Source organism: Streptomyces sp. NPDC086023 (assembly GCF_044540325.1).
GTDB lineage: Bacteria > Actinomycetota > Actinomycetes > Streptomycetales > Streptomycetaceae > Streptomyces.
Window position 1 is genome coordinate 273,936 of the sequence record NZ_JBITRX010000004.1, and the last position, 18,179, is coordinate 292,114.

Annotated in this window: 18 protein-coding genes and 1 riboswitch; of the genes, 9 read left to right on the plus strand and 9 right to left on the minus strand. The window is 71.5% G+C overall.

All coding sequences use genetic code 11. The features are described 5' to 3' along the window. The first annotated feature begins 8 nt into the window (after positions 1-8). Positions 9-1,397 carry a serine hydrolase domain-containing protein gene (locus tag ACIF6F_RS10675; protein ID WP_399944137.1) on the plus strand — a complete coding sequence of 463 codons (1,389 nt, stop codon included), beginning with the start codon at positions 9-11 and terminating at the stop codon, positions 1,395-1,397. Positions 1,398-1,416: 19 nt separating this feature from the next. Here the strand turns inward: ACIF6F_RS10675 and ACIF6F_RS10680 are convergent, their stop codons facing one another. Genes ACIF6F_RS10680 through ACIF6F_RS10690 form a run of 3 tightly spaced genes read right to left on the minus strand, consistent with a single transcriptional unit; the run spans position 1,417 to position 3,983 of the window. Beyond that, on the minus strand, positions 1,417-2,595 hold the full coding sequence (locus tag ACIF6F_RS10680; RefSeq protein ID WP_399944140.1) for a winged helix DNA-binding domain-containing protein: 1,179 nt from the start codon (positions 2,593-2,595) through the stop codon (positions 1,417-1,419). Between the two features lie 31 nt (positions 2,596-2,626). After that, entirely contained in the window at positions 2,627-3,088 is a 462-nt protein-coding gene (locus ACIF6F_RS10685) for a GNAT family N-acetyltransferase (protein ID WP_399944142.1), read from the minus strand. Positions 3,089-3,104: 16 nt separating this feature from the next. After that, complete coding sequence (locus tag ACIF6F_RS10690; RefSeq protein WP_399944590.1) at positions 3,105-3,983, minus strand: GNAT family N-acetyltransferase; 879 nt, start codon at positions 3,981-3,983, stop codon at positions 3,105-3,107. 141 nt (positions 3,984-4,124) lie between these two features. Here ACIF6F_RS10690 and ACIF6F_RS10695 point away from each other — a divergent pair, with 141 nt between their 5' ends. Together ACIF6F_RS10695 and ACIF6F_RS10700 are read left to right on the plus strand one after the other, a co-directional pair. Beyond that, positions 4,125-4,775, plus strand: a complete 651-nt coding sequence (locus ACIF6F_RS10695) for an HAD family hydrolase (RefSeq protein ID WP_399944144.1) — start codon at positions 4,125-4,127, stop codon at positions 4,773-4,775. 189 nt (positions 4,776-4,964) lie between these two features. Beyond that, a complete protein-coding gene (locus tag ACIF6F_RS10700; RefSeq protein WP_399944147.1) occupies positions 4,965-6,257 on the plus strand; it encodes a globin domain-containing protein in 1,293 nt (430 codons plus the stop codon). Between the two features lie 69 nt (positions 6,258-6,326). Here the strand turns inward: ACIF6F_RS10700 and ACIF6F_RS10705 are convergent, their stop codons facing one another. From ACIF6F_RS10705 to ACIF6F_RS10720, 4 genes are all read right to left on the minus strand, one after another. Continuing rightward, positions 6,327-6,806 carry an NUDIX domain-containing protein gene (locus tag ACIF6F_RS10705; RefSeq protein ID WP_399944150.1) on the minus strand — a complete coding sequence of 160 codons (480 nt, stop codon included), beginning with the start codon at positions 6,804-6,806 and terminating at the stop codon, positions 6,327-6,329. A gap of 35 nt (positions 6,807-6,841) precedes the next feature. Then, positions 6,842-7,741 (minus strand): LysR family transcriptional regulator, encoded by a 900-nt coding sequence (locus tag ACIF6F_RS10710; RefSeq protein ID WP_399944153.1) that lies wholly within the window; start codon positions 7,739-7,741, stop codon positions 6,842-6,844. Positions 7,742-7,962: 221 nt separating this feature from the next. After that, positions 7,963-9,102, minus strand: a complete 1,140-nt coding sequence (locus ACIF6F_RS10715; protein WP_399944155.1) for a cystathionine gamma-lyase — start codon at positions 9,100-9,102, stop codon at positions 7,963-7,965. A 28-nt stretch (positions 9,103-9,130) separates the two neighbouring features. Continuing rightward, on the minus strand, positions 9,131-9,508 hold the full coding sequence (locus tag ACIF6F_RS10720; protein ID WP_399944157.1) for a phage holin family protein: 378 nt from the start codon (positions 9,506-9,508) through the stop codon (positions 9,131-9,133). A 79-nt stretch (positions 9,509-9,587) separates the two neighbouring features. On the opposite strand from ACIF6F_RS10720, the gene ACIF6F_RS10725 reads away from it, so the two are divergent. The 4 genes from ACIF6F_RS10725 (at position 9,588) to ACIF6F_RS10740 (ending at position 11,836) form a co-directional block, all read left to right on the plus strand. Further along, positions 9,588-9,905, plus strand: a complete 318-nt coding sequence (locus tag ACIF6F_RS10725) for a cupin domain-containing protein (protein WP_399944160.1) — start codon at positions 9,588-9,590, stop codon at positions 9,903-9,905. A gap of 129 nt (positions 9,906-10,034) precedes the next feature. Then, a complete protein-coding gene (locus ACIF6F_RS10730; protein WP_399944163.1) occupies positions 10,035-10,262 on the plus strand; it encodes a DUF5326 family protein in 228 nt (75 codons plus the stop codon). Positions 10,263-10,512: 250 nt separating this feature from the next. Then, complete coding sequence (locus ACIF6F_RS10735) at positions 10,513-11,283, plus strand: IclR family transcriptional regulator (RefSeq protein ID WP_399944165.1); 771 nt, start codon at positions 10,513-10,515, stop codon at positions 11,281-11,283. Positions 11,284-11,380: 97 nt separating this feature from the next. Next, positions 11,381-11,836 (plus strand): SsgA family sporulation/cell division regulator, encoded by a 456-nt coding sequence (locus ACIF6F_RS10740; RefSeq protein WP_399944167.1) that lies wholly within the window; start codon positions 11,381-11,383, stop codon positions 11,834-11,836. 134 nt (positions 11,837-11,970) lie between these two features. On the opposite strand, the gene ACIF6F_RS10745 is transcribed toward ACIF6F_RS10740, so the two are convergent. Next, on the minus strand, positions 11,971-13,497 hold the full coding sequence (locus tag ACIF6F_RS10745) for a YibE/F family protein (RefSeq protein ID WP_399944169.1): 1,527 nt from the start codon (positions 13,495-13,497) through the stop codon (positions 11,971-11,973). A 39-nt stretch (positions 13,498-13,536) separates the two neighbouring features. Further along, a riboswitch (TPP riboswitch) is annotated at positions 13,537-13,685 on the plus strand. On the opposite strand from ACIF6F_RS10745, the gene thiC reads away from it, so the two are divergent. Continuing rightward, positions 13,679-15,460: a phosphomethylpyrimidine synthase ThiC gene (thiC, locus tag ACIF6F_RS10750; protein ID WP_399944171.1), complete on the plus strand. Its 1,782-nt coding sequence runs from the start codon at positions 13,679-13,681 to the stop codon at positions 15,458-15,460. (Overlaps the previous riboswitch by 7 nt.) Before the next feature lie 102 nt (positions 15,461-15,562). On the opposite strand, the gene ACIF6F_RS10755 is transcribed toward thiC, so the two are convergent. Beyond that, a complete protein-coding gene (locus ACIF6F_RS10755) occupies positions 15,563-16,672 on the minus strand; it encodes a glycosyltransferase (protein ID WP_399944174.1) in 1,110 nt (369 codons plus the stop codon). A gap of 288 nt (positions 16,673-16,960) precedes the next feature. Between ACIF6F_RS10755 and ACIF6F_RS10760 the strand changes: the two genes are divergently transcribed. Continuing rightward, complete coding sequence (locus tag ACIF6F_RS10760; protein ID WP_399944177.1) at positions 16,961-18,121, plus strand: hypothetical protein; 1,161 nt, start codon at positions 16,961-16,963, stop codon at positions 18,119-18,121. Positions 18,122-18,179 lie beyond the last annotated feature (58 nt).

The window sequence follows — 18,179 nt, forward strand, 5'->3', positions numbered from 1 at the left end:
CTCTGGGCATGACTTCCGCACCTGAAGAGCTGCTGCCCGCGACCCGTCGTGCCCTGCTGCACAGGATCGCCGTCGCCCAGGCCGAGGGCCGGGCGCCGTCCCTCGTCGCCGCCGTCGCCCGGGGCGGCGCGACCGTGTGGGAGGGGGCCAAGTCCTGCGTCGAGGACCACGCCCCGGACGGCGGGGTGCAGTACCGGATCGGCTCGATCAGCAAGACCTTCACCGCCGTGCTCGTGCTGCGCCTCCGCGACGAGGGCCTGCTCGACCTGTCGGACCCGCTGGAGAAGCACCTTCCGGGCACGGGAGCCGGTGAGGTGACCATCGGTCAGCTGCTGTGCCACGCGGGCGGCCTGGCGGCCGAGACACCCGGGCAGTGGTGGGAGCGCTCGCCCGGATCGCTGCGGCCCGAACTGGCCGACGTACTGGGCGTGGATCCCTTCAAGCACGCCCCGGGCCGCCGGCACCACTACTCCAACCCGGGTTACACGCTCCTGGGTGCGCTCGTCGCCGCGGTGCGCGGGCGGACCTGGGAGGAGGTGCTGCGCTCCGAGGTCCTGGAGCCGCTGGGCCTGACCCGGACGAGCGCGCTGCCCGAGGCCCCGCACGCGGGTGGCTGGGCCGTGCATCCGTGGGCCGACGTGATGATGCCCGAGCCCGTGGAGGACCTCGGTCTGATGGCGCCGGCCGGTGCGCTGTGGTCGACCACCGAGGACCTGGCGCGCTTCGCCGCCTTCCTGCTCAGGGGCGACGACCGGGTGCTCGGCGCCGCGACGGTACGGGAGATGCGCGTGGCCGTGTCGCCGCCGGAGCCCGGCCTGGCCGACCTCGGCTACGGGCTCGGGCTCCAGATCCAGCGGTCCGGCGACCGCACGCTCGTGGGTCACGGCGGGTCCCTGCCCGGTTTCGTCGCCGGCCTCTGGCTGAGCGAGGCGGACGACGTGGCGGCCGTGGTGCTGGCCAACTGCACGTCGGGGCTGCCGGCTTCGGCGCTCGCCACCGATCTCGTACGGATCGTCGCCGAGGCGGAACCGCGGATCCCGGAGCCCTGGCGCCCCGCACCCGAGGCGGATCCGGCGCTGCTGGAGCTGACCGGCCCCTGGTACTGGGGCACCGCCCCCCACCTGCTGCGCCTGACGCGGGACGGGAACCTGGAGCTGGCGCCCCTCGCGGGCCAGGGCCGCGCCAGCCGGCTGCGCGCCGGGCAGGACGGCACCTGGACGGGCGAGAACGGCTACCACGCGGGGGAGACCCTGCGCGCGGTGCGGCGCCCCGATGGCACCCTGAGCCATCTCGACCTGGGCTCGTTCTGCTTCACCCGGACGCCGTACGACGAGACCGCGCCGGTCCCGGGCGGGGTGGACCCGCGTGGCTGGCGGGGCTCGCAGCAGGACCTTTAGGCGGCGCGAAGCAGCTCTTCTAGGCGACCAGTTCGCGTTCGAGCGGGGTCCGGAAGCGCGGGGTGACCCGGGCCCCGCCCAGCCAGGCGCCGAGGCGAGCGGCCTCGGCGCCGATCCGGGCCGCGGCCTCGGACCCGAGGTCCGACAGCAGCCGCCACACGATCTCCCCGTCGGAGCGCTGGGCCCAGCCGCCCACGACCTCGCCGTTCCACCAGACCGAGGGGCCGATGTTGCCGGCCCGGTCGAAGAGTGCGGCGCGATGGCCGGGGTCGAGGTGGAAGTCCCGGTCGGCCCAGCCCATCCCACTGGGGTCCAGCGCGGGGAGCAGAGCGACCCAGGGTTCGGGTGCGGGTACGGGTCCGTCGTCGCCGGGCGCCACCACGGCGGTGGCGCCGCCGTCGAGCAGCACCTCCTCCGCGCCGACGGCGGCGAGGGCCTTGCGCGCCTCGGTGAGCGTCCAGCCGGTCCACCACTTCAGGTCGGCCTCGGTCGCCGGCCCGTACGCCCAGAGCCAGCGGCGCGCGAGTTCGGCCCGGGCCTCCGCGACGGGGAGGAGCCCGGGCCACGGCTCGGAGTGCGTCCAGCGGAACTGGCTGGAGGTCCAGCCGCCCCGGGGGCGGTCCCGCCGGATCCGGCCCTCGGCGGCGAGGACCCGCAGGACCCGGGTGGCCACGCCCTGGACGGTCTCGTACTTCTTGCCGGGGAACACGGTGATCTTCCGGCGGAGGGCCTCGACGGACGACGACAGCTGGGTGCCGGTCAGCGGGCCCCGGGCATCGAGTTCCGCCAGCGTGTCCGCCTCGGCGCGGGCCAGCCAGGCGGCGTCGAGCCCCTGGCCGTCCTCCTCGAAGTGCTTGAGCAGCGTCGAGCGCTCCTTGGCGGCGATCGTCCGGGCCGTGGAGGCGTCCACGTACGGGGCCAGTTCGCGCGAGACGGCGAAGAGCGTGTTCCGCATGCTCAGCAGACGGACCACCGCGAGGTCCTCGTAGAACTCGCCCTCCATCGCGGTGATGTCGGGGTCCGTCAGCCTGGCCCTGGCCGAGAGGAAGACCGTGGCGGCATCCGTGGCGTGCAGGGCGACGACCGCGTCCGCCGCTGCGGCCACGGTCGCCGCACGGGCGGAGGGCGCCAGGCAGTGGCGGACGCCCAGCCGCGCGCGGCGCTCGGCATCGGTGATCGTGCGGAGGCTCTTGCCCATGCCCAGGATGGTAGGGGGCGGAACGGCCAGGTCAGAGCTGGAGCTTGAATCCGACATGCGAGGCCGTGAAGCCGAGCCGCTCGTAGAAGCGGTGGGCATCGGTGCGCGTTGCGTCCGAGGTGAGCTGTACCAGTGCGCAGTCCTGCCGGCGGGCCTCGGCCACCGCCCACTCGATCAGCTCGGCACCCAGACCACTGCCGCGTTCGTCGGTGTGCACCCGGACGCCCTCGATGAGCGCCCGGGTGGTCGCGGTCCGGGAGAGCCCGGGGATCACCGTCAGCTGGAGGGTCCCCACGACCCGGTCCCCGCGCACCGCGGCGACGAGGTGCTGGTTCGGGTCGTCCGTCAGCCGGCGCATGGCCGTACGGTACGGACCGAGGTCGTCCGGGGTCTCGCGGCTCGCGCCCAGCGGGTCGTCCGCCAGCATCGCGACGATGGCCGGCAGGTCGGCCTCGGTGACCGGGCGGATCTCCAGCTGCTTCGATTCGTTCATGATCGCGAGCCTAGGCTCATCCCGCCGCCACCGTCAGGGGGGCGAAGCGCCGGGTCCAGTCGCCGGGCAGGTCCGGGAGACCTTTGGTCATCACCGCGTTGAAGGCGATCGATTCCAGTCCCCGGGCCTTCAGCCAGTCCCGCAGCTCCTCGTGACGCACGTCCACGTCCGTGCGCAGCGGCCGGTCCGTTCCGGCGGCCAGCCCGCTCACCAGCGCCTTGGCCGTATCCGTGTCACGGGCGATCAGCGGACCCACGACATGGGTGCTCATGTTGGGCCAGGCCGACGCGTACCCGATGAGGTTGCCCGCCTCGTCCTCGGCGACCAGCAGCCGGTCCGAGAAGGCGGGCAGGCGCGTGATCATGTGGGTGCGGTCGGCCCCGAACACCTCGGCATCCAGCCGCAGGATGGAGGGCAGGTCCCCCGCGACCGCCGGCCGGACCGTCACGCCGGACCCGCCACCCGCGTCGGCGGCCCTGAAGTGCCCCATCAGCATCTCCGCGCGCCCGGGGGTGTCGAAGCCCAGTTCCTCGTAGAGCGGCCGTCCGTAGGACGTGGCGTGCAGGGTGAGGGGTACCGGGGCGAGCTCCTCGCAGACGGCGGTCATCAGCCACCGCCCGAGCCCCTGGCGTGCGAAGCGCTCGGCGACCAGCACCATGCCGATGGCCGCCAGTTCGGGCCCGGTGCCCGTACTGCCGTACCGGGTGACGACGCAGGCGGCGGCCAGGCCCCGGCCGTCCGGGGCGTCGACGCCGTAGCCGGTCCCCGCCGCGAGCAGCAGCCCCCATTTGTGCTCTTCGCGAGGCCAGCCGCGGTCCTCGGAGAGATCGGCACAGCGGGGCACGTCCTCCACGGTGAGCGTGCGGATTGTCAGGGTCGGCAGCGGCGTGGACAGCGATGATGAGGGCACTCGATCAGCCTGGATCACCACCGGGTGGCAGTCCAGCCGATTTCACCCGCGTCCTGCGAGTCTTCTCTCAAGATCGCGATGTTTCACGTGAAACGTGGCGGCGGGCACCCTCTAGCCTCGACTGCCATGACGGCACTCCACCTCTTCGATCTCGACGGCACGCTGATGCACGGCACCGCCGCACCGGCCGAGATTTCCCGCCAGCTCGGTCTGTCGACGGAGATCGCAGCTCTGGAAGCGGAGTTCAGCGCCCGCCGGATCGGGCCGCCCGACTTCGCGGTACGCCTGCACACGCTGTGGGCCGGGCTCACGACGGAGCACGTCCGCGCCGCCTTCGACGGGGCGCCCTGGCTTCTGGGCATCAAGGAGGTCTGGCAGGAGATCCGCGAGCGGGGTGACTACTGCGCCGTGATCTCGCTGTCCCCGTCGTTCTTCGTGGAACTCCTCCTTGAATGGGGAGCTCATGCCGCCCACGGCTCGGTCTTCCCCGAGGTCCCGTTCACCCGGCCCGTGGACATCGCCGGGATCCTCACGCCCGCGGGCAAGGTGGACGTCGCCGACCGCCTCTGCGCCCGCTTCGGCGTGAGCCTGCAGGACTGCGTGGCCTACGGGGACTCCGCCACGGATGTGGAGCTCTTCAAGGCCGTCCCGGTCTCGGTGGCGGTGAACGCCCGCCCCCATCTGGCGGCCGTCGCCACCCATGTCTACCAGGGCTTCGACCTGCGGGAGGCGTACCGGCTGGTGCAGCAGCCGCGGCGCGCGGGGGACGGATCCTAACCCCAAATTCGGCGTGAAACGCGGAGTTTCCGCGTTTTGCGCCGACTGCGGTAGTGGGCTGGCATGCTGCGAAAGCCCGGAATCACGGATTCGAGGCCGAGGCGCGCGCATACGAACGAGTTGCTACCGACCGAGTTGCTCGAAGCGAGGCACCGCATGGACGCTCCGCCCACCAGACCGGCCAGGGGTATGGCCCAGATACGCAAGGTGGGCCGCTCGCAACCCAGGCCCGCCTCCCGTCCCGCCCCCGTCGTGCCGCCCCCCGCGGCAGAACCGCTTCTGCCACCCCCGACGGGCACCGCGCAGGACACCTCGGAGGGTGCCCCGCCTGGCGAAGCGGCGGCGGACCCCCTGTCCGGCGGGGCCGAGCCCTCGCCGGACGCCGTGCTCATCCGTCGCACGCTGGCGGAGATCGCGCCCATCGCCGACAAGGTCACCTCGTACTTCTACGCGCTGGTGTTCACCCGGCACCCCGATCTCCGCGCGATGTTCCCGGCGGCGATGGACGCCCAGCGGGACCGCCTCCTCAAGGCCCTGCTCACCGCGGCCGAGCACATCGACAACCCGGCGGTCCTTGCCCCGTACCTGCGACGTCTCGGCAGCGGCCACCGCAAGTACGGAACCCTCCCCGACCACTATCCGGCCGTCGGGGAGGCCCTGATCGGTGCGCTGTCGCGGTACGCGTCGGACACCTGGGGGCCGGGGGCCGAGGCCGCCTGGGTGCGGGCCTACACCGCGATCTCCCAGATCATGATCGACGCGGCCGCGGAGGACGAGCGGGCGCGGCCGGCGTGGTGGCAGGCCGAAGTGGTCTCGCACGAGCTGCGCACTCCGGACATCGCCGTCGTCACGGTCCGCCCGGACCAGCCGTACCCCTTCCTGGCCGGGCAGTACACCAGCCTGGAGACGCCCTGGTGGCCGCGGGTCTGGCGGCACTACTCCTTCGCCTCTGCGCCCCGCGGCGACAACCTGCTGTCCTTCCACGTGAAGGCGGTCCCGGCCGGCTGGGTCTCGAATGCCCTCGTCCGGCACGCCAGGCCCGGTGACGTGCTGCGCCTGGGGCCGCCCGCCGGATCCATGGTGGTCGACCACTCCACCGACAACGGCATGCTCTGCCTCGGCGGGGGCACGGGCATCGCTCCGATCAAGGCGATGATCGAGGACGTCGCCGAGCACGGTGAGCGACGCCCGGTCGAGGTCTTCTACGGGGCACGCAGCGATGTCGACCTGTACGACATCGACACGCTCCTGGGCCTCCAGCAGTCGCACCCGTGGCTGTCCGTGCGCCCGGTGGTCTCCGACGGGCTGACCGGCCAGCTGCCGCAGGCGATGGGCGAGCACGGCCCGTGGAACTCCTACGACGCCTACATCTCCGGGCCCCCTGCGATGATCCGCAGCGGGGTGGCCGCCCTCAAGCGCATCGGCATCCCGGGCGAGCGGATCCGGCACGACGCCGTCGAGGAACTGGTGTCCGCGGGCTGAGCGGTCCCGGGCGGCCCAGGCTCGGGACGCGCCGGCCCGCCGGACCCGGGTCCGCCCGGTGAGGCCGCGTCAGCCCAGGTCGGGCGCGTGCATGGCGCGCACGCCCTCGATGTTGCCGTCGAGGTAGTGCCGCAGGGACAGCGGTACGAGGTGGACGGCGGCGATCCCCACCCGGCTGAAGGGCACGCGCACGATCTCGTACTCGCCCTGCGGCTCGTCGACCTCGGGCCCGTGCCGCTTCGAGACGTCCATGGACTCCAGGCGGCAGACGAAGAAGTGCTGCACCTTGACCCCGGTCACCCCGCCCTCGGCGATGTGCTCCACGGTGTCCACGAAGCAGGGCACGACGTCGGTGATCTTCGCGCCGAGTTCCTCGTGCACCTCCCGGTGCAGGGCGTCGACGACCGTGGCGTCGGTGGGCTCGACTCCCCCGCCGGGGGTGACCCAGTAGGGATCGACCCCGGGCTTGCTGCGCTTGATCAGGATCAGGTCTTCACCGTCGAGCAGGATGGCGCGGGCGGTGCGTTTGACCACGGGACGTTCGGTCATGGGAGAAGAGTGGCCCAGTACACCCCGTCTGAAACTCACCAAGCCCCGGCTTCCGTCAGCAGCCGCTCGTGGGCACGGGCGAGGTGCGGCAGCCCCAGCGTCCCCGCCCGCACGACCAGGAAGTACGTCCGCAGCGGCGGTACGGGCGGCTCGATCAGTGCCACCACCCGCCCCAGCGCCAGCGCCTCCTCGCACAGGTAGCGCGGCAGCACGGCCAGCCCGGCCCCCGCCGTCACGCACGCCAGCACCGCCCGGAGGTCGGGGACCACCACGGCGGCGGGCGCGCCCGGTACGGCGTCGAAGACGGCCGCCCAGTACCGGGTGACCAGCGGCAGAGATTCGTGCACCTCGACGAGCGGCAGCCCGGCCAGGGCCCCGGAGCCCTTCTCGCGCAGGGCGACCGGGTCGGCGTACGCGGCCCAGGCGGGGGCGCCGACCAGCACGTGCTCCTCGTCGCACAGGGCGTGCACCGTGAACAGCGGGCCGCGGGGCCGGGCGGTGGTGACGACCAGGTCGTGGTGCCCGGCAGCCAGTCCCTCCAGGATCTCGTCGGTGTCCGCAAGTAACGAGGTCCGCAGCGTCTGGCCCGCCTCGACCAGCGGCGCAAGTGCGGGGATCACGCGCTGGGAGACGAACTCGGGAGGTCCGGCCAGGTGCAGGGAGCGCAGGCCGGGGCCGGTGGCGTCGGCATCCGTGCCGGTGATCGCCAGCAGCGCGTCCAGATGGGGGCCGGCCCTGTGCGCCAGCTCGTCCCCGACCGCCGTCGGCGTGACGCCGCGGGCCCGGCGCAGGAACAGGGGCCGGCCCAGCTGCCGCTCCAGGGTGCGGATCTGGGAGGTCACCGCGGGCTGGGACAGGCCGAGCAGGGCGGCGGCCCTGGTGAACGACCCGGCGCGGTGAACGGCGACGAAGGTGCGCAGCAGGGAGAGGTCCATGGCTGCCCCTCTCCGGTAGACGTCGCCCCACGGGCTCCCGGCGGACTCCCCACTATAAATATGTCGATAGGTCGCTGTCGTTAACGTGATTGGACTCTGACGCAGAGTCAACTAGCCTTGTCCGCGTGGTTCTTAGCGCCCTGACCGCGCGGGACCCCGGACGCTCCGAGCCATGAGGGGGGAGGCTCGGAGCGTCCTGCTGCGCTCTGCGTCTCCGCAGGTCAGCGGGCGCCGGCCGCGTCCAGGGCCCTGAGTACGTCCGCGACCAGGTCCTCGGTGTCCTCGACGCCCGCCGAGAAGCGGATGAACCCCTCCGGCACGGCGTCCCCGCCCCAGCGGCCGCGCCGCTCGGCGGTGGACCGCACGCCCCCGAAGCTGGTGGCGTCCTCGACCAGCCGCAGGGCCGTCAGGAACCGCTCGGCGGCGGCGCGGTCGGGAAGCGTGAAGGAGACCACGCCGCCGTAGCCCCACATCTGCCGGGCGGCCACCTTGTGCGAGGGGTCGGAGGGCAGCCCGGGATAGCGGAGACCACTCACCCCGTCCCGTCCGTCCAGAGCCTCGGAGACGGCGAGGGCATTGGCCCACTGACGCTGGAGGCGCAGCTGGATCGTGGCGATCGAGCGGTGCGCCAGCCAGGCCTCCATGGGCCCGGGGATCGCGCCGACCACCTTGCGCCAGCGCCGCACCCGCGCCGCCAGCTCCGGGTCGCGGCAGGTGACGTAGCCGAGCAGCAGGTCGCCGTGGCCGGTCAGCCCCTTGGTCCCGCTGGCCACGGAGAAGTCCGCGCCCAGCTCCAGGGGCCGCTGCCCCAAGGGCGTGGCCAGGGTGTTGTCGACCGCGACCAGGCAGCCCCGCTCGTGTGCCGCCTCGGCCAGCCGCCGTACGTCGCAGACGTCGAGTCCCGGGTTCGACGGGGTCTCGATCCACAGCAGTGCCGCGCCGTCCAGGGCGTCGAGCTGCGCTTCCCCGGCGGTGGGGGCGGTGCGCACGCGCACGCCGTACGCCTCCAGCTGTTCGCGCAGCAGTGGCAGGGCCTGGTATCCGTCGGAGGGCAGCACGACGGTGTCGCCGGACCGGGCGCCGGAGAGCAGGACGGCCGAGACGGCCGCCATGCCCGAGGCGAAGACCACGGTGTCGGCGTCGTCGTGGCCGGGGGCCTCCAGTTCGCCGATGGCCCGCTCCAGCAGGGTCCACGTGGGATTGGTGTCGCGGCCGTACGTGTACGGACCCGCCACCTCGCCCGGCAGGTGGAAGTGTGCGGCGAAGGCCGGGCCGGGGAGCACCGGCTCGTTCCTGACCGGCTCGGGGATCCCGGCGCGGACGGCGCGGGTGCCGTCGCCGTACGTGTTCCGGGTGCTCACGCGGCGGTCCTTCCCATGGTGTCGCCGATCAGTCGTTGTCGGGCAGCAGCGTGTTCAGCGCCCACGAGACGACGCTGATGATCAGGCCGCCGACGACGGCGGCCCAGAAGCCCTCGACGTGGAAGTCGAGGTTGAGCTTGTCCGCCAGCCACGAGGTCAGCAGCAGCATCAGGGCGTTCACGACCAGGGTGAACAGGCCCAGGGTGAGGATGAACAGCGGCAGGGAGAGGAGCTTCACCACCGGCTTGACCAGGAGGTTGACCAGTCCGAAGACCAGCGCGACCAGCAGCAGGGACAGCGCCTTCCCGCCCGTGCTGTCGCCGGTCAGCGTGATGTCGGGAACCAACCAGATGGCCACGCCCAGCGCGCCCGCGTTCGCGATCGTCTTGACTAGGAAATTCGTCATGTGTCTGATCGTGGCAGAGATGATCCGTGACGGACATCAGCAGAACAGCGGATCCGGGAAACACTAGGGGCGCAAGGCGATGAAGGCATTCCGGCTGGACGAACTCGAGGCGGAGCGCGCGGCCAACGAGGGCGCGTACCTCCAGTTCCTGAGGGAGCGGAACATGTCGGTCGGGCTGTACGCGCTCGACGCGGGTCAGAACGATCCGCAGCAGCCGCACCGCCAGGACGAGGTGTACTTCGTGGTGAGCGGCCGTGCGTCGATCACGGTGGGGGACGAGACGACGATGGTGGCCCGGGGCAGCGTCGTGTACGTGCCGGCCGGGGTGCCGCACAAGTTCCACCACATCTCCGAGGACCTCAAGGTGCTGGTGGTGTTCTCGCCGCCGGAGGCCTGATCGGGGTTCGGGGCCTCGTCCCCCTAGGGGTTGGATCAGGGGACTCCAAGGGCTCGCGAGCCCCCGTTGCCTTCGCCACGCTCCTAGCATCGAAGCCAGGAACGAACCCGAAGGGAAGAGGTAGAGGAAATGGACGGCATCCGGGAGATATTCGCAGGCATGCCCTGGTGGGTGAAGTGGGTCGCTGTCCCGCTCCTCGCACTGCTGGTCTTCGGCGGGGTCATCACCTCCTTCCTCACCGCGCTCATCGGCATCGTGTTCAAGGTCCTCGTCTTCGTCGCCCTCGTCGGCGGTCTGATCTTCGTGGTTCGCAAGTTCACGGGCACGAAGAGCACGGCCACGCGCGGCGACTGGTAAGCGGCGCCCCGCCGGGACGGGCGTTAGCCCGCCTGAGGGAACGTGACTCCCCAAACCGCCCACAGGCCAGGAATCGGCGGATACAGTGGCAATCTGTGCCGTCCCTTGGCGCCGTGCGGCCGGTTCCCCCGCTGACCAGCGGTTTTGTGTAAAGAGCCACCGAGCACGACCCCCAGGAGTGCGGTCGCTGCGGGGGCGGCCCCCGCAGCGGCGGGCCCCCACAGCCCGCCGCCACGCCTGGGGGTGAGCTTTGTCTTCGGTTCACAACGCCGCTGTTCCGACCCTGATCGGTTCGGTTCAGAGGGCGCTGAGACTGCTCGAAGCCGTGGGGTCCCATGGCGAGGGGGCCCCGGCCAAGCAGCTTGCCCGCGAAGCCGGACTCCCGCTCCCCACCGCGTACCACCTGCTCCGGACCCTCACCCACGAGGGCTATCTCCGCCGCGAGAGCGGCGTGTTCGTGCTGGGCGACGCAGCCGGTCGGCTGGCCGGTGGCGGACTGCAGCAGAAACGTCGCAGCATGATCCTCGACTCCCTCGCGCACTTCCGCGACGTCATCGGCGCACCCATCTACTTCGCGGTCTTCCGCGAGGGCGAGATCGAGGTCGTGGGCGTCTCCGACACCCCCGGCATGCCTGCCGTGGAGGAGTGGGCCGAGTTCCGTGCCACCGGCCACGCGCACGCCATCGGGCAGTGCCTGCTGGGCCAGCTCGACGAGGAGACCCGACGCGAGTACCTCGACCGGCATCCCGTCGAGGCCGTCACCCCGTACACGGTCCGCGACATGCGCGCCCTGGAGCAGCGCATCACCGCCCAGCAGCGGATGCAGCCGGTGATCGAGCGTCAGGAGTACGCCCTGGGCACGGTCTGCGCGGCCATCCCGATCACGGCCGGTGATGCTGCTGCAACCATGGCCATTTCCCTTCCTCTCCACCAGCAAGACCGATTGCTCTATGTGGTTGATCGGCTACGGAGTGAAGTAGGCGCGCTGTTGAGCTCGCTCTCGTTCTCTATCAGTATCTGAAAACTCACTCCTTGTGATCCGATGGCGCTTCCACCACCCTTGTCAAGAGGGCCCTGGGGGATCATTCCTGGCCACTTCCACAACAGCGGGGTAGGCAATGCGCGAGTCGGTACAGGCAGAAGTCATGATGAGCTTCCTCGTTTCCGAGGAGCTCTCGTTCCGGATCCCGGTGGAGCTCCGGTACGACGCTCGTGACCCCTACGCAGTTCGCCTGACCTTCCACCTTCCCGGCGACGCGCCCGTGACCTGGGCGTTCGGCCGGGAGTTGCTTCTCGACGGCATCAACAAGCCGTGCGGTGACGGCGATGTGCACATCGCCCCCACCGATCCGGAGGAGCTGTCCGATGTCCACATCCGGCTCCAGGTCGGCAGCGACAGGGCCCTGTTCCGGGCCAGCGCGGCCCCCCTGGTCGCGTTCCTCGACCGGACCGACCGGCTGGTGCCGCTCGGTCAGGAGCGCAACCTCGGCGACTTCGAGGAGAACCTCGACGACGCCCTCGACAAGATCCTTGCCGACACGCGTACGCAGCAGAACGAGCAGAACGCGGGCTGAACCACGGCCGGCGGGAACCGGCCCGTACGCGTGCGTCCCGAGCGGTACGCGTACGACGAGCGGCTCTCAGCGTGCCGACGCGCTGAGCCGCCCGGTCCCCACCCCGTGATCGTCCCGTCCGTGACGACGGTCACTCAGCGCTTACGGCGGCGACCCCGTCCGCCGGTTCGTCCCGGTCCCCCGGCCGGAGCGGCGGACGGGGATACCGGCCGGTCGGCCGAGACCACCAGGGCAGCCAGCGCCGTCGTCACCGGCACCGACGCCACGAGCCCGATCGAGCCCACCAGGGTCCGTACGATCTCCTCGGCCACCAGCTCGCTGTTGGCCACGGAGCCCACACTGCTCTGTGCGATCGAGAACAGCAGCAGCAGGGGCAGGGCCGCGCCGGCGTAGGCGAGCACCAGCGTGTTGACCACCGAGGCGATGTGGTCGCGGCCGATCCGGATGGCCGCGCGGTACAAGGCCCGCGGCCCCATCGTGGGGTCCGCCGCGTGCAGTTCCCAGACGGCCGACGTCTGCGTGACGGTGACGTCGTCGAGCACACCCAGGGATCCGATGATCACACCTGCCAGCAGCAGGCCGCTCATGTCGATCTCCGGGTAGAGGCCGTGGATCAGACCCGTGTTGTCGTCCGTGTTCCCGCTCAGGAACGCCGATCCGATGAATCCGGACCCGAGCACGCCGATCAGCAGCAGCGAGACCAGGGTCCCGAGCACCGCGACCGAGGTGCGTGCCGTGACGCCGTGGCACATGTAGAGCGCGATCAGCATGATGGCGCTCGCCCCCACCACTGCGACGACCAGCGGGTTCGACCCCTGGAGGATCGCCGGCAGGATGAAGAGCACCAGTACGGCGAAGCTGACGGCGAGCGCGATCAGCGCGAACACCCCGCGCATGCGCCCCACCAGCACCACGGCCAGCGCGAAGATGCCGGCGAGCAGCGCCAGAGGCAGCTCACGGTTGACGTCGACCACCGAGTACTGGAGGTCGCGGGGGGCGTCCGGCGCGTACGCGACCACGACTTCCTGACCCTCGCTCAACTGCCGGGGCGCGCCCGGCTGGACGATCTCCAGGAACGTACGCCCCTTGTCGGGACCGGTGGTGACCTCGATGGTCGCCTTCGCGCACTGCCCGGTCTGCCGCTGCTGCGCCTCGCGCCCCTCGGGCGTGGAGGTGTCCCCCGTGGGCGGCACCTGGGCGACGTTGACCTCCTTGCAGTCCACCCGCTGGAGCGTGGCGACCCGCCCCTCCTGCGTCTGGCGGTCGAAGCCGACGCCGGTGCGCTCGTGCGCGGGGGCGCCACCGGGCCACAGCACGACCAGGCCCACCACCACCGCGGCGGCGAACGGGATCAGCACGGCGGCGATGACCTTGCGCAGGTGCTTCGAGACGGGGGCGGCCGGACCGTGCCCGTGCGAGTGCCCGCCGTGCGAGTGCCCGCCGCCGTCTCCGCCGTGACCGCCGCCGTGCCCGCCGCTCCCTGCGTGCCCGTGCCCGTGCCCGTGCCCGCCGGCGTCGTACGCTCCGTGCCCGAAGTCGTGCTCGCCCGGCCCGCCGTAACCCTCTGCGGGGCCAGGGTGGCCGGTGTGGTCATGGGGGTCGACGGGAGGCTGCGGCGGTGTGGTCACCGGCCGATCATCGCAAGAGTTGAGGGGGCCCACTGTTCAGCGCGCCACAGATGACGCTAGCGTGGGGGCACCTTTGCACAACGCGGGAGCTCGGAGCACCGGGCTGAGAGGGCGCTGATCACCGTACGCGCGTCGAAGACGACGAGTACGGGAGGAGGCTGCGTCGACCGCCGAACCTGTTACCGGGTAATGCCGGCGTAGGGAGATAGGTCTCATGACCATTCAGGATGCACGCACGCCTGCCACCAGCCAGGACGGCCAGAGCGAGCGCCAGCCGGGCTGGCACAAGGGCTACGTCGCGGGCTCCCGCCCCGACATCCGCGTGCCGGTTCGCCAGGTCCACCTCACCAACGGCAAGGACGTGACGCTCTACGACACGTCCGGCCCGTACACCGACCCGCAGATCGAGACCGACGTCCGCCGCGGCCTGCCGCCGCTGCGCGAGAACTGGATCATCGGCCGCGGCGACACCGAGGAGTACGCGGGCCGTCCCGTGCGCCCCGAGGACGACGGCATCAAGCACACCTCGCCCCGCGGCGGCCTCAAGAACCTCGACGCCGTCTTCCCCGGCCGCCCGCGCCTGCCGCGCCGCGGCCGCGACGGCCAGGCCGTCACGCAGCTCGCGTACGCCCGCCGCGGTGAGGTCACCCCGGAGATGGAGTACGTCGCGATCCGCGAGAACGTCTCCCCCGAGGTCGTCCGCGAGGAGATCGCCGCCGGCCGCGCGGTGCTCCCGGCGAACGTCAACCACCCGGAGATCGAGCCGATGATCATCGGCAAGAAGTTCCTGGTGAAGGTCAACGCCAACATCGGCAACTCCGCCGTGACCTCCTCCATCGAGGAGGAGGTGGAGAAGATGACCTGGGCCACCCGCTGGGGCGCCGACACGGTCATGGACCTCTCCACCGGCCGCAACATCCACACCACCCGCGAGTGGGTGCTGCGCAACTCCCCCGTCCCGATCGGCACCGTGCCCCTCTACCAGGCCCTGGAGAAGGTCGACGGCAAGGCCGAGGAGCTGACCTGGGAGATCTACAAGGACACGGTCATCGAGCAGGCCGAGCAGGGCGTCGACTACATGACCGTCCACGCCGGCGTGCTGCTGCCGTACGTGCCGCTCACCGCGCGCCGCAAGACCGGCATCGTCTCGCGCGGCGGCTCGATCATGGCCGCCTGGTGCCTCGCGCACCACAAGGAGAACTTCCTCTACACGAACTTCGAGGAGCTCTGCGAGATCCTGGCGGCGTACGACGTCACGTACTCGCTCGGCGACGGCCTGCGCCCCGGCTCGATCGCGGACGCCAACGACGCCGCGCAGTTCGCCGAGCTGAAGACGCTGGGCGAGCTGAACACGATCGCCAAGCGCCACAACGTACAGACCATGATCGAGGGCCCGGGCCACGTCCCGATGCACAAGATCAAGGAGAACATCGACCTCCAGCAGGAGATCTGCGAGGAGGCGCCGTTCTACACGCTCGGCCCGCTGACCACGGACGTCGCGCCCGCCTACGACCACATCACCTCGGGCATCGGCGCCGCGATGATCGCCTGGTGGGGCACCGCGATGCTCTGCTACGTCACACCCAAGGAGCACCTGGGCCTGCCGAACCGGGACGACGTCAAGACCGGTGTGATCACCTACAAGATCGCCGCGCACGCCGCCGACCTGGCCAAGGGCCACCCGGGTGCCCAGGAGTGGGACGACGCGCTGTCCGACGCGCGCTTCGAGTTCCGCTGGGAGGACCAGTTCAACCTGGCCCTCGACCCGGACACAGCCCGCGAGTTCCACGACGAGACGCTTCCGGCCGAGCCGGCCAAGACCGCGCACTTCTGCTCGATGTGCGGTCCGAAGTTCTGCTCCATGAAGATCTCGCAGGACATCCGGCGTGAGCACGGCGGGGACCTGAAGGCCGAGGAGATCCAGGCCGGCATGGCGGAGAAGTCCGCCGAGTTCGCCGCCGCGGGCAACCGCGTCTACCTGCCGCTGGCCGACTGACCCACCGGCCGCCGCAGCCGCACGGACGGACCCGCGACCCTATGGGGGGAGTCGCGGGCCCGTCCGGCGTCCCGTTTCCGGATGGGACCGGGCGTACGCCGCTCAGGCGACGGTCTGGTACGCCGAGCCGAGCTTCGCGCGGGCGAAGTCGCGGTTCGCGGTGACCCGTTCGCGCTGATCCTCCGGCAGCAGACCCTCACCGAGGAGCCGTTCGCAGCACTCCAGACACTCCTGGTACTCGCCGGTCCAGTAGGCGGCGACGGCCAGCTCGTCGAGCGCGCGCCAGTCGTGCCACGCGAACTCCACGAACAGGATGTCATCCGGCCGTTGGACGGCCACGGCACGGCGGGCGAACATGTGGGCCAGCGGCCAGCGCCCCTCAAGACGGCACAGCCGGGCGAGGTCGCCGATGGCCTCGGCGCGGGTGGGGCGGCTCTCGTACGCGCGCAGGTAGCGGTCCATGACCTCGGCTGCCGGCCGCTCCAGCTCGGTGGCGAGCCGGGCGGCGTACACCTGGGCGAGGTACGTCTCCTCGACCCAGCCGCCCATCGTCACGCGGTGGTCGTAGGCGGCCAGGGACTTCTCCTTCTCGCCGGCGTCGCGCCAGCTCTGGGCCAGGTAGAAGGCGTACCGCGCGTTGTAGGGTTCCTTGGCGAGCCCCTCCTCCAGGATCTTCGCGTCCCGGAGGTACTTCTCCCGCTCGCCGCCCTCCCGCTGCCGGGCGCCACCGCCGACGATGAGCAGGCTGATCCCTTCGAGCACGTCCTTGCTGTGCGGCCCGCCGCAGTCGAGGTACTCGTGGAGCACCCCGACGTAGCGCCAGGGCAGCCGGGTCGCGACGAGCGTGTGCCGCCAGTGGATGACGGGGCCGTGGTGCACCGCCAGCTGGTACGCGTCGTGGGTCAGCTCGGGCATGCGGAAGCCCGGCTCGATGCGCATCTCGTCGTCGGCGTCCATGAACAGCAGGTAGTCGGCCCGGTCCCGGGCGAGCTCGATGGCCTCCGTGCGGCTGCCGTCGAAGCCCCGCCACGGGCGCTCGTGCAGCTGGCCCGGGAGGTCGGCGAAGTACTCGCGGATCACGTCCTGGGTGCCGTCCGTGGAGCCCGTGTCGACGATCACCCAGGTGTCGATCAGGGGGCGCACCGACTCCAGACACTTCCGGATGGTCGGTGCCTCGTTCTTGACGATCATGTTCAGGCAGACTGTGCTCAAGGGTCCCGTCCACGGTGTGCGGGCCGCCGTACGGGCGGCCGGGCCGGCGTCGGACCGTGACCGTAGTGACCCTCGTGACGCCGTTGTCCACGGCTCGCCGATGGTGCTACTGCGTCTGCGGGCGGGAACACACCCTCGGGTGGGCGTCTGATAGCCCGAAGTGTTGACGTACGCATCCGGCCGCTCAAGTGGTAGTGCCCAATGTCCGTTTTCTCCGGAGGAAGCTCGAACCCGCGACCGGGACGTCACCCGTTCCGGCGGCAGATCCTTTCCGAAGGAGCGTTTTTGATGAGTCGTGAGCGCAGGACCACGCAGCTGGGTCCCGTTCCCTGTACCCGGGGCTGGCAGGTGGGCGGTGCCCTGGCCTCCCTGTCGATCGTGCTGGTGGGCCTCGCAACCCCCGCCGTCGCCGCGGCCAACGCGATCACCCCGCAGGTGAGCGCGGTCGCGCCGGCGGGCGGCAGCGGTGACTGCAAGGAGGAGCGTCCGCACGAGCGGCCGCGCCACGGCGCGCCGCTGGCCCGCCACCTGCTGGACAAGTACCTGCACGGGCAGGACCAGGAGGACCACGACGAGTACGTGCGTGGCGGCGGCGACGACAAGTGCAAGGGCGCCACGGGCGCCACCGGTCCCACCGGTGCCACCGGACCGAAGGGCGACACCGGCCCGGCGGGTCCGCCCGGAGCCACGGGTGCGACGGGCGCCACCGGCCCCGGCGGCGGGGCGACCGGCCCGACGGGTCCGGCCGGTCCGCCCGGAGCGACGGGCTCGCAGGGTCCGGCCGGTCCGGCGGGCGCCACGGGTGCGACCGGTGCCACCGGCCCGCAGGGTGCCACGGGCGCCACCGGCCCCGGCGGCGGTGCGACCGGCGCGACGGGTCCGGCCGGTCCGACGGGTGCCACGGGCGCGACGGGTCCTGCGGGTGCCACCGGCGCCACGGGTGCGACCGGCGCCGCGCTGTGCCAGGACATGGACGCCTACAAGCCCAGTAATGCCGCTGAGGTCAAGGCCGTCCTGACCGGCGACCCGGCTCGGGCGTACGCGGGTATCCGCAACCTGCAGCAGCCCATGCAGGCCGGTCCCACGGACTTCATCTGGTACGACCTCACCGACACCGGGGATTCGTTCCCTGACGGTGCGTGCTCCATCTCCATCGCCTCCCAGACCAACGCCAGCGATGGGGTCTCGATCGAGGTGCTGACCGAGGACGGCGCGGTGTACGAGACCACGTGCGAGGTCAACACCCTGGGCCCCAACAACGACGGGCTCCCCGCCAACACCCAGATCCTCGACTGTGACGAGCAGTGGACGCTCCTGACCCCGGGTCACCCGGCCCCGGGTGACACCGGCCCGACCCCGGCTCTGAACCGGGTCCACTCCGATCTGCGGGCCCTCCAGCCCCAGCTCGCCAAGGGCCTCAACAAGGGCAGCGAGAAGCTGTCCAGGTAGCGGTTCTGTCTCTCCGGCCCTCGGCTGGGGAGAACCTCTGCGCCGCGTCCGGTTCGCC

Bases quoted from the DNA above. Each gene is read 5' to 3' on its own strand.
- ACIF6F_RS10685 (WP_399944142.1), bottom strand. From the start codon at position 3,088: ATGAACGAATCGAAGCAGCTGGAGATCCGCCCGGTCACCGAGGCCGAC.
- ACIF6F_RS10675 (WP_399944137.1), top strand. From the start codon at position 9: ATGACTTCCGCACCTGAAGAGCTGCTGCCCGCGACCCGTCGTGCCCTG.
- ACIF6F_RS10725 (WP_399944160.1), top strand. From the start codon at position 9,588: ATGAAGGCATTCCGGCTGGACGAACTCGAGGCGGAGCGCGCGGCCAAC.
- ACIF6F_RS10710 (WP_399944153.1), bottom strand. From the start codon at position 7,741: ATGGACCTCTCCCTGCTGCGCACCTTCGTCGCCGTTCACCGCGCCGGG.
- ACIF6F_RS10740 (WP_399944167.1), top strand. From the start codon at position 11,381: ATGCGCGAGTCGGTACAGGCAGAAGTCATGATGAGCTTCCTCGTTTCC.
- ACIF6F_RS10760 (WP_399944177.1), top strand. From the start codon at position 16,961: ATGAGTCGTGAGCGCAGGACCACGCAGCTGGGTCCCGTTCCCTGTACC.
- ACIF6F_RS10700 (WP_399944147.1), top strand. From the start codon at position 4,965: ATGGCCCAGATACGCAAGGTGGGCCGCTCGCAACCCAGGCCCGCCTCC.
- ACIF6F_RS10695 (WP_399944144.1), top strand. From the start codon at position 4,125: ATGACGGCACTCCACCTCTTCGATCTCGACGGCACGCTGATGCACGGC.
- ACIF6F_RS10705 (WP_399944150.1), bottom strand. From the start codon at position 6,806: ATGACCGAACGTCCCGTGGTCAAACGCACCGCCCGCGCCATCCTGCTC.
- ACIF6F_RS10680 (WP_399944140.1), bottom strand. From the start codon at position 2,595: ATGGGCAAGAGCCTCCGCACGATCACCGATGCCGAGCGCCGCGCGCGG.
- thiC (WP_399944171.1), top strand. From the start codon at position 13,679: ATGACCATTCAGGATGCACGCACGCCTGCCACCAGCCAGGACGGCCAG.
- ACIF6F_RS10720 (WP_399944157.1), bottom strand. From the start codon at position 9,508: ATGACGAATTTCCTAGTCAAGACGATCGCGAACGCGGGCGCGCTGGGC.
- ACIF6F_RS10730 (WP_399944163.1), top strand. From the start codon at position 10,035: ATGGACGGCATCCGGGAGATATTCGCAGGCATGCCCTGGTGGGTGAAG.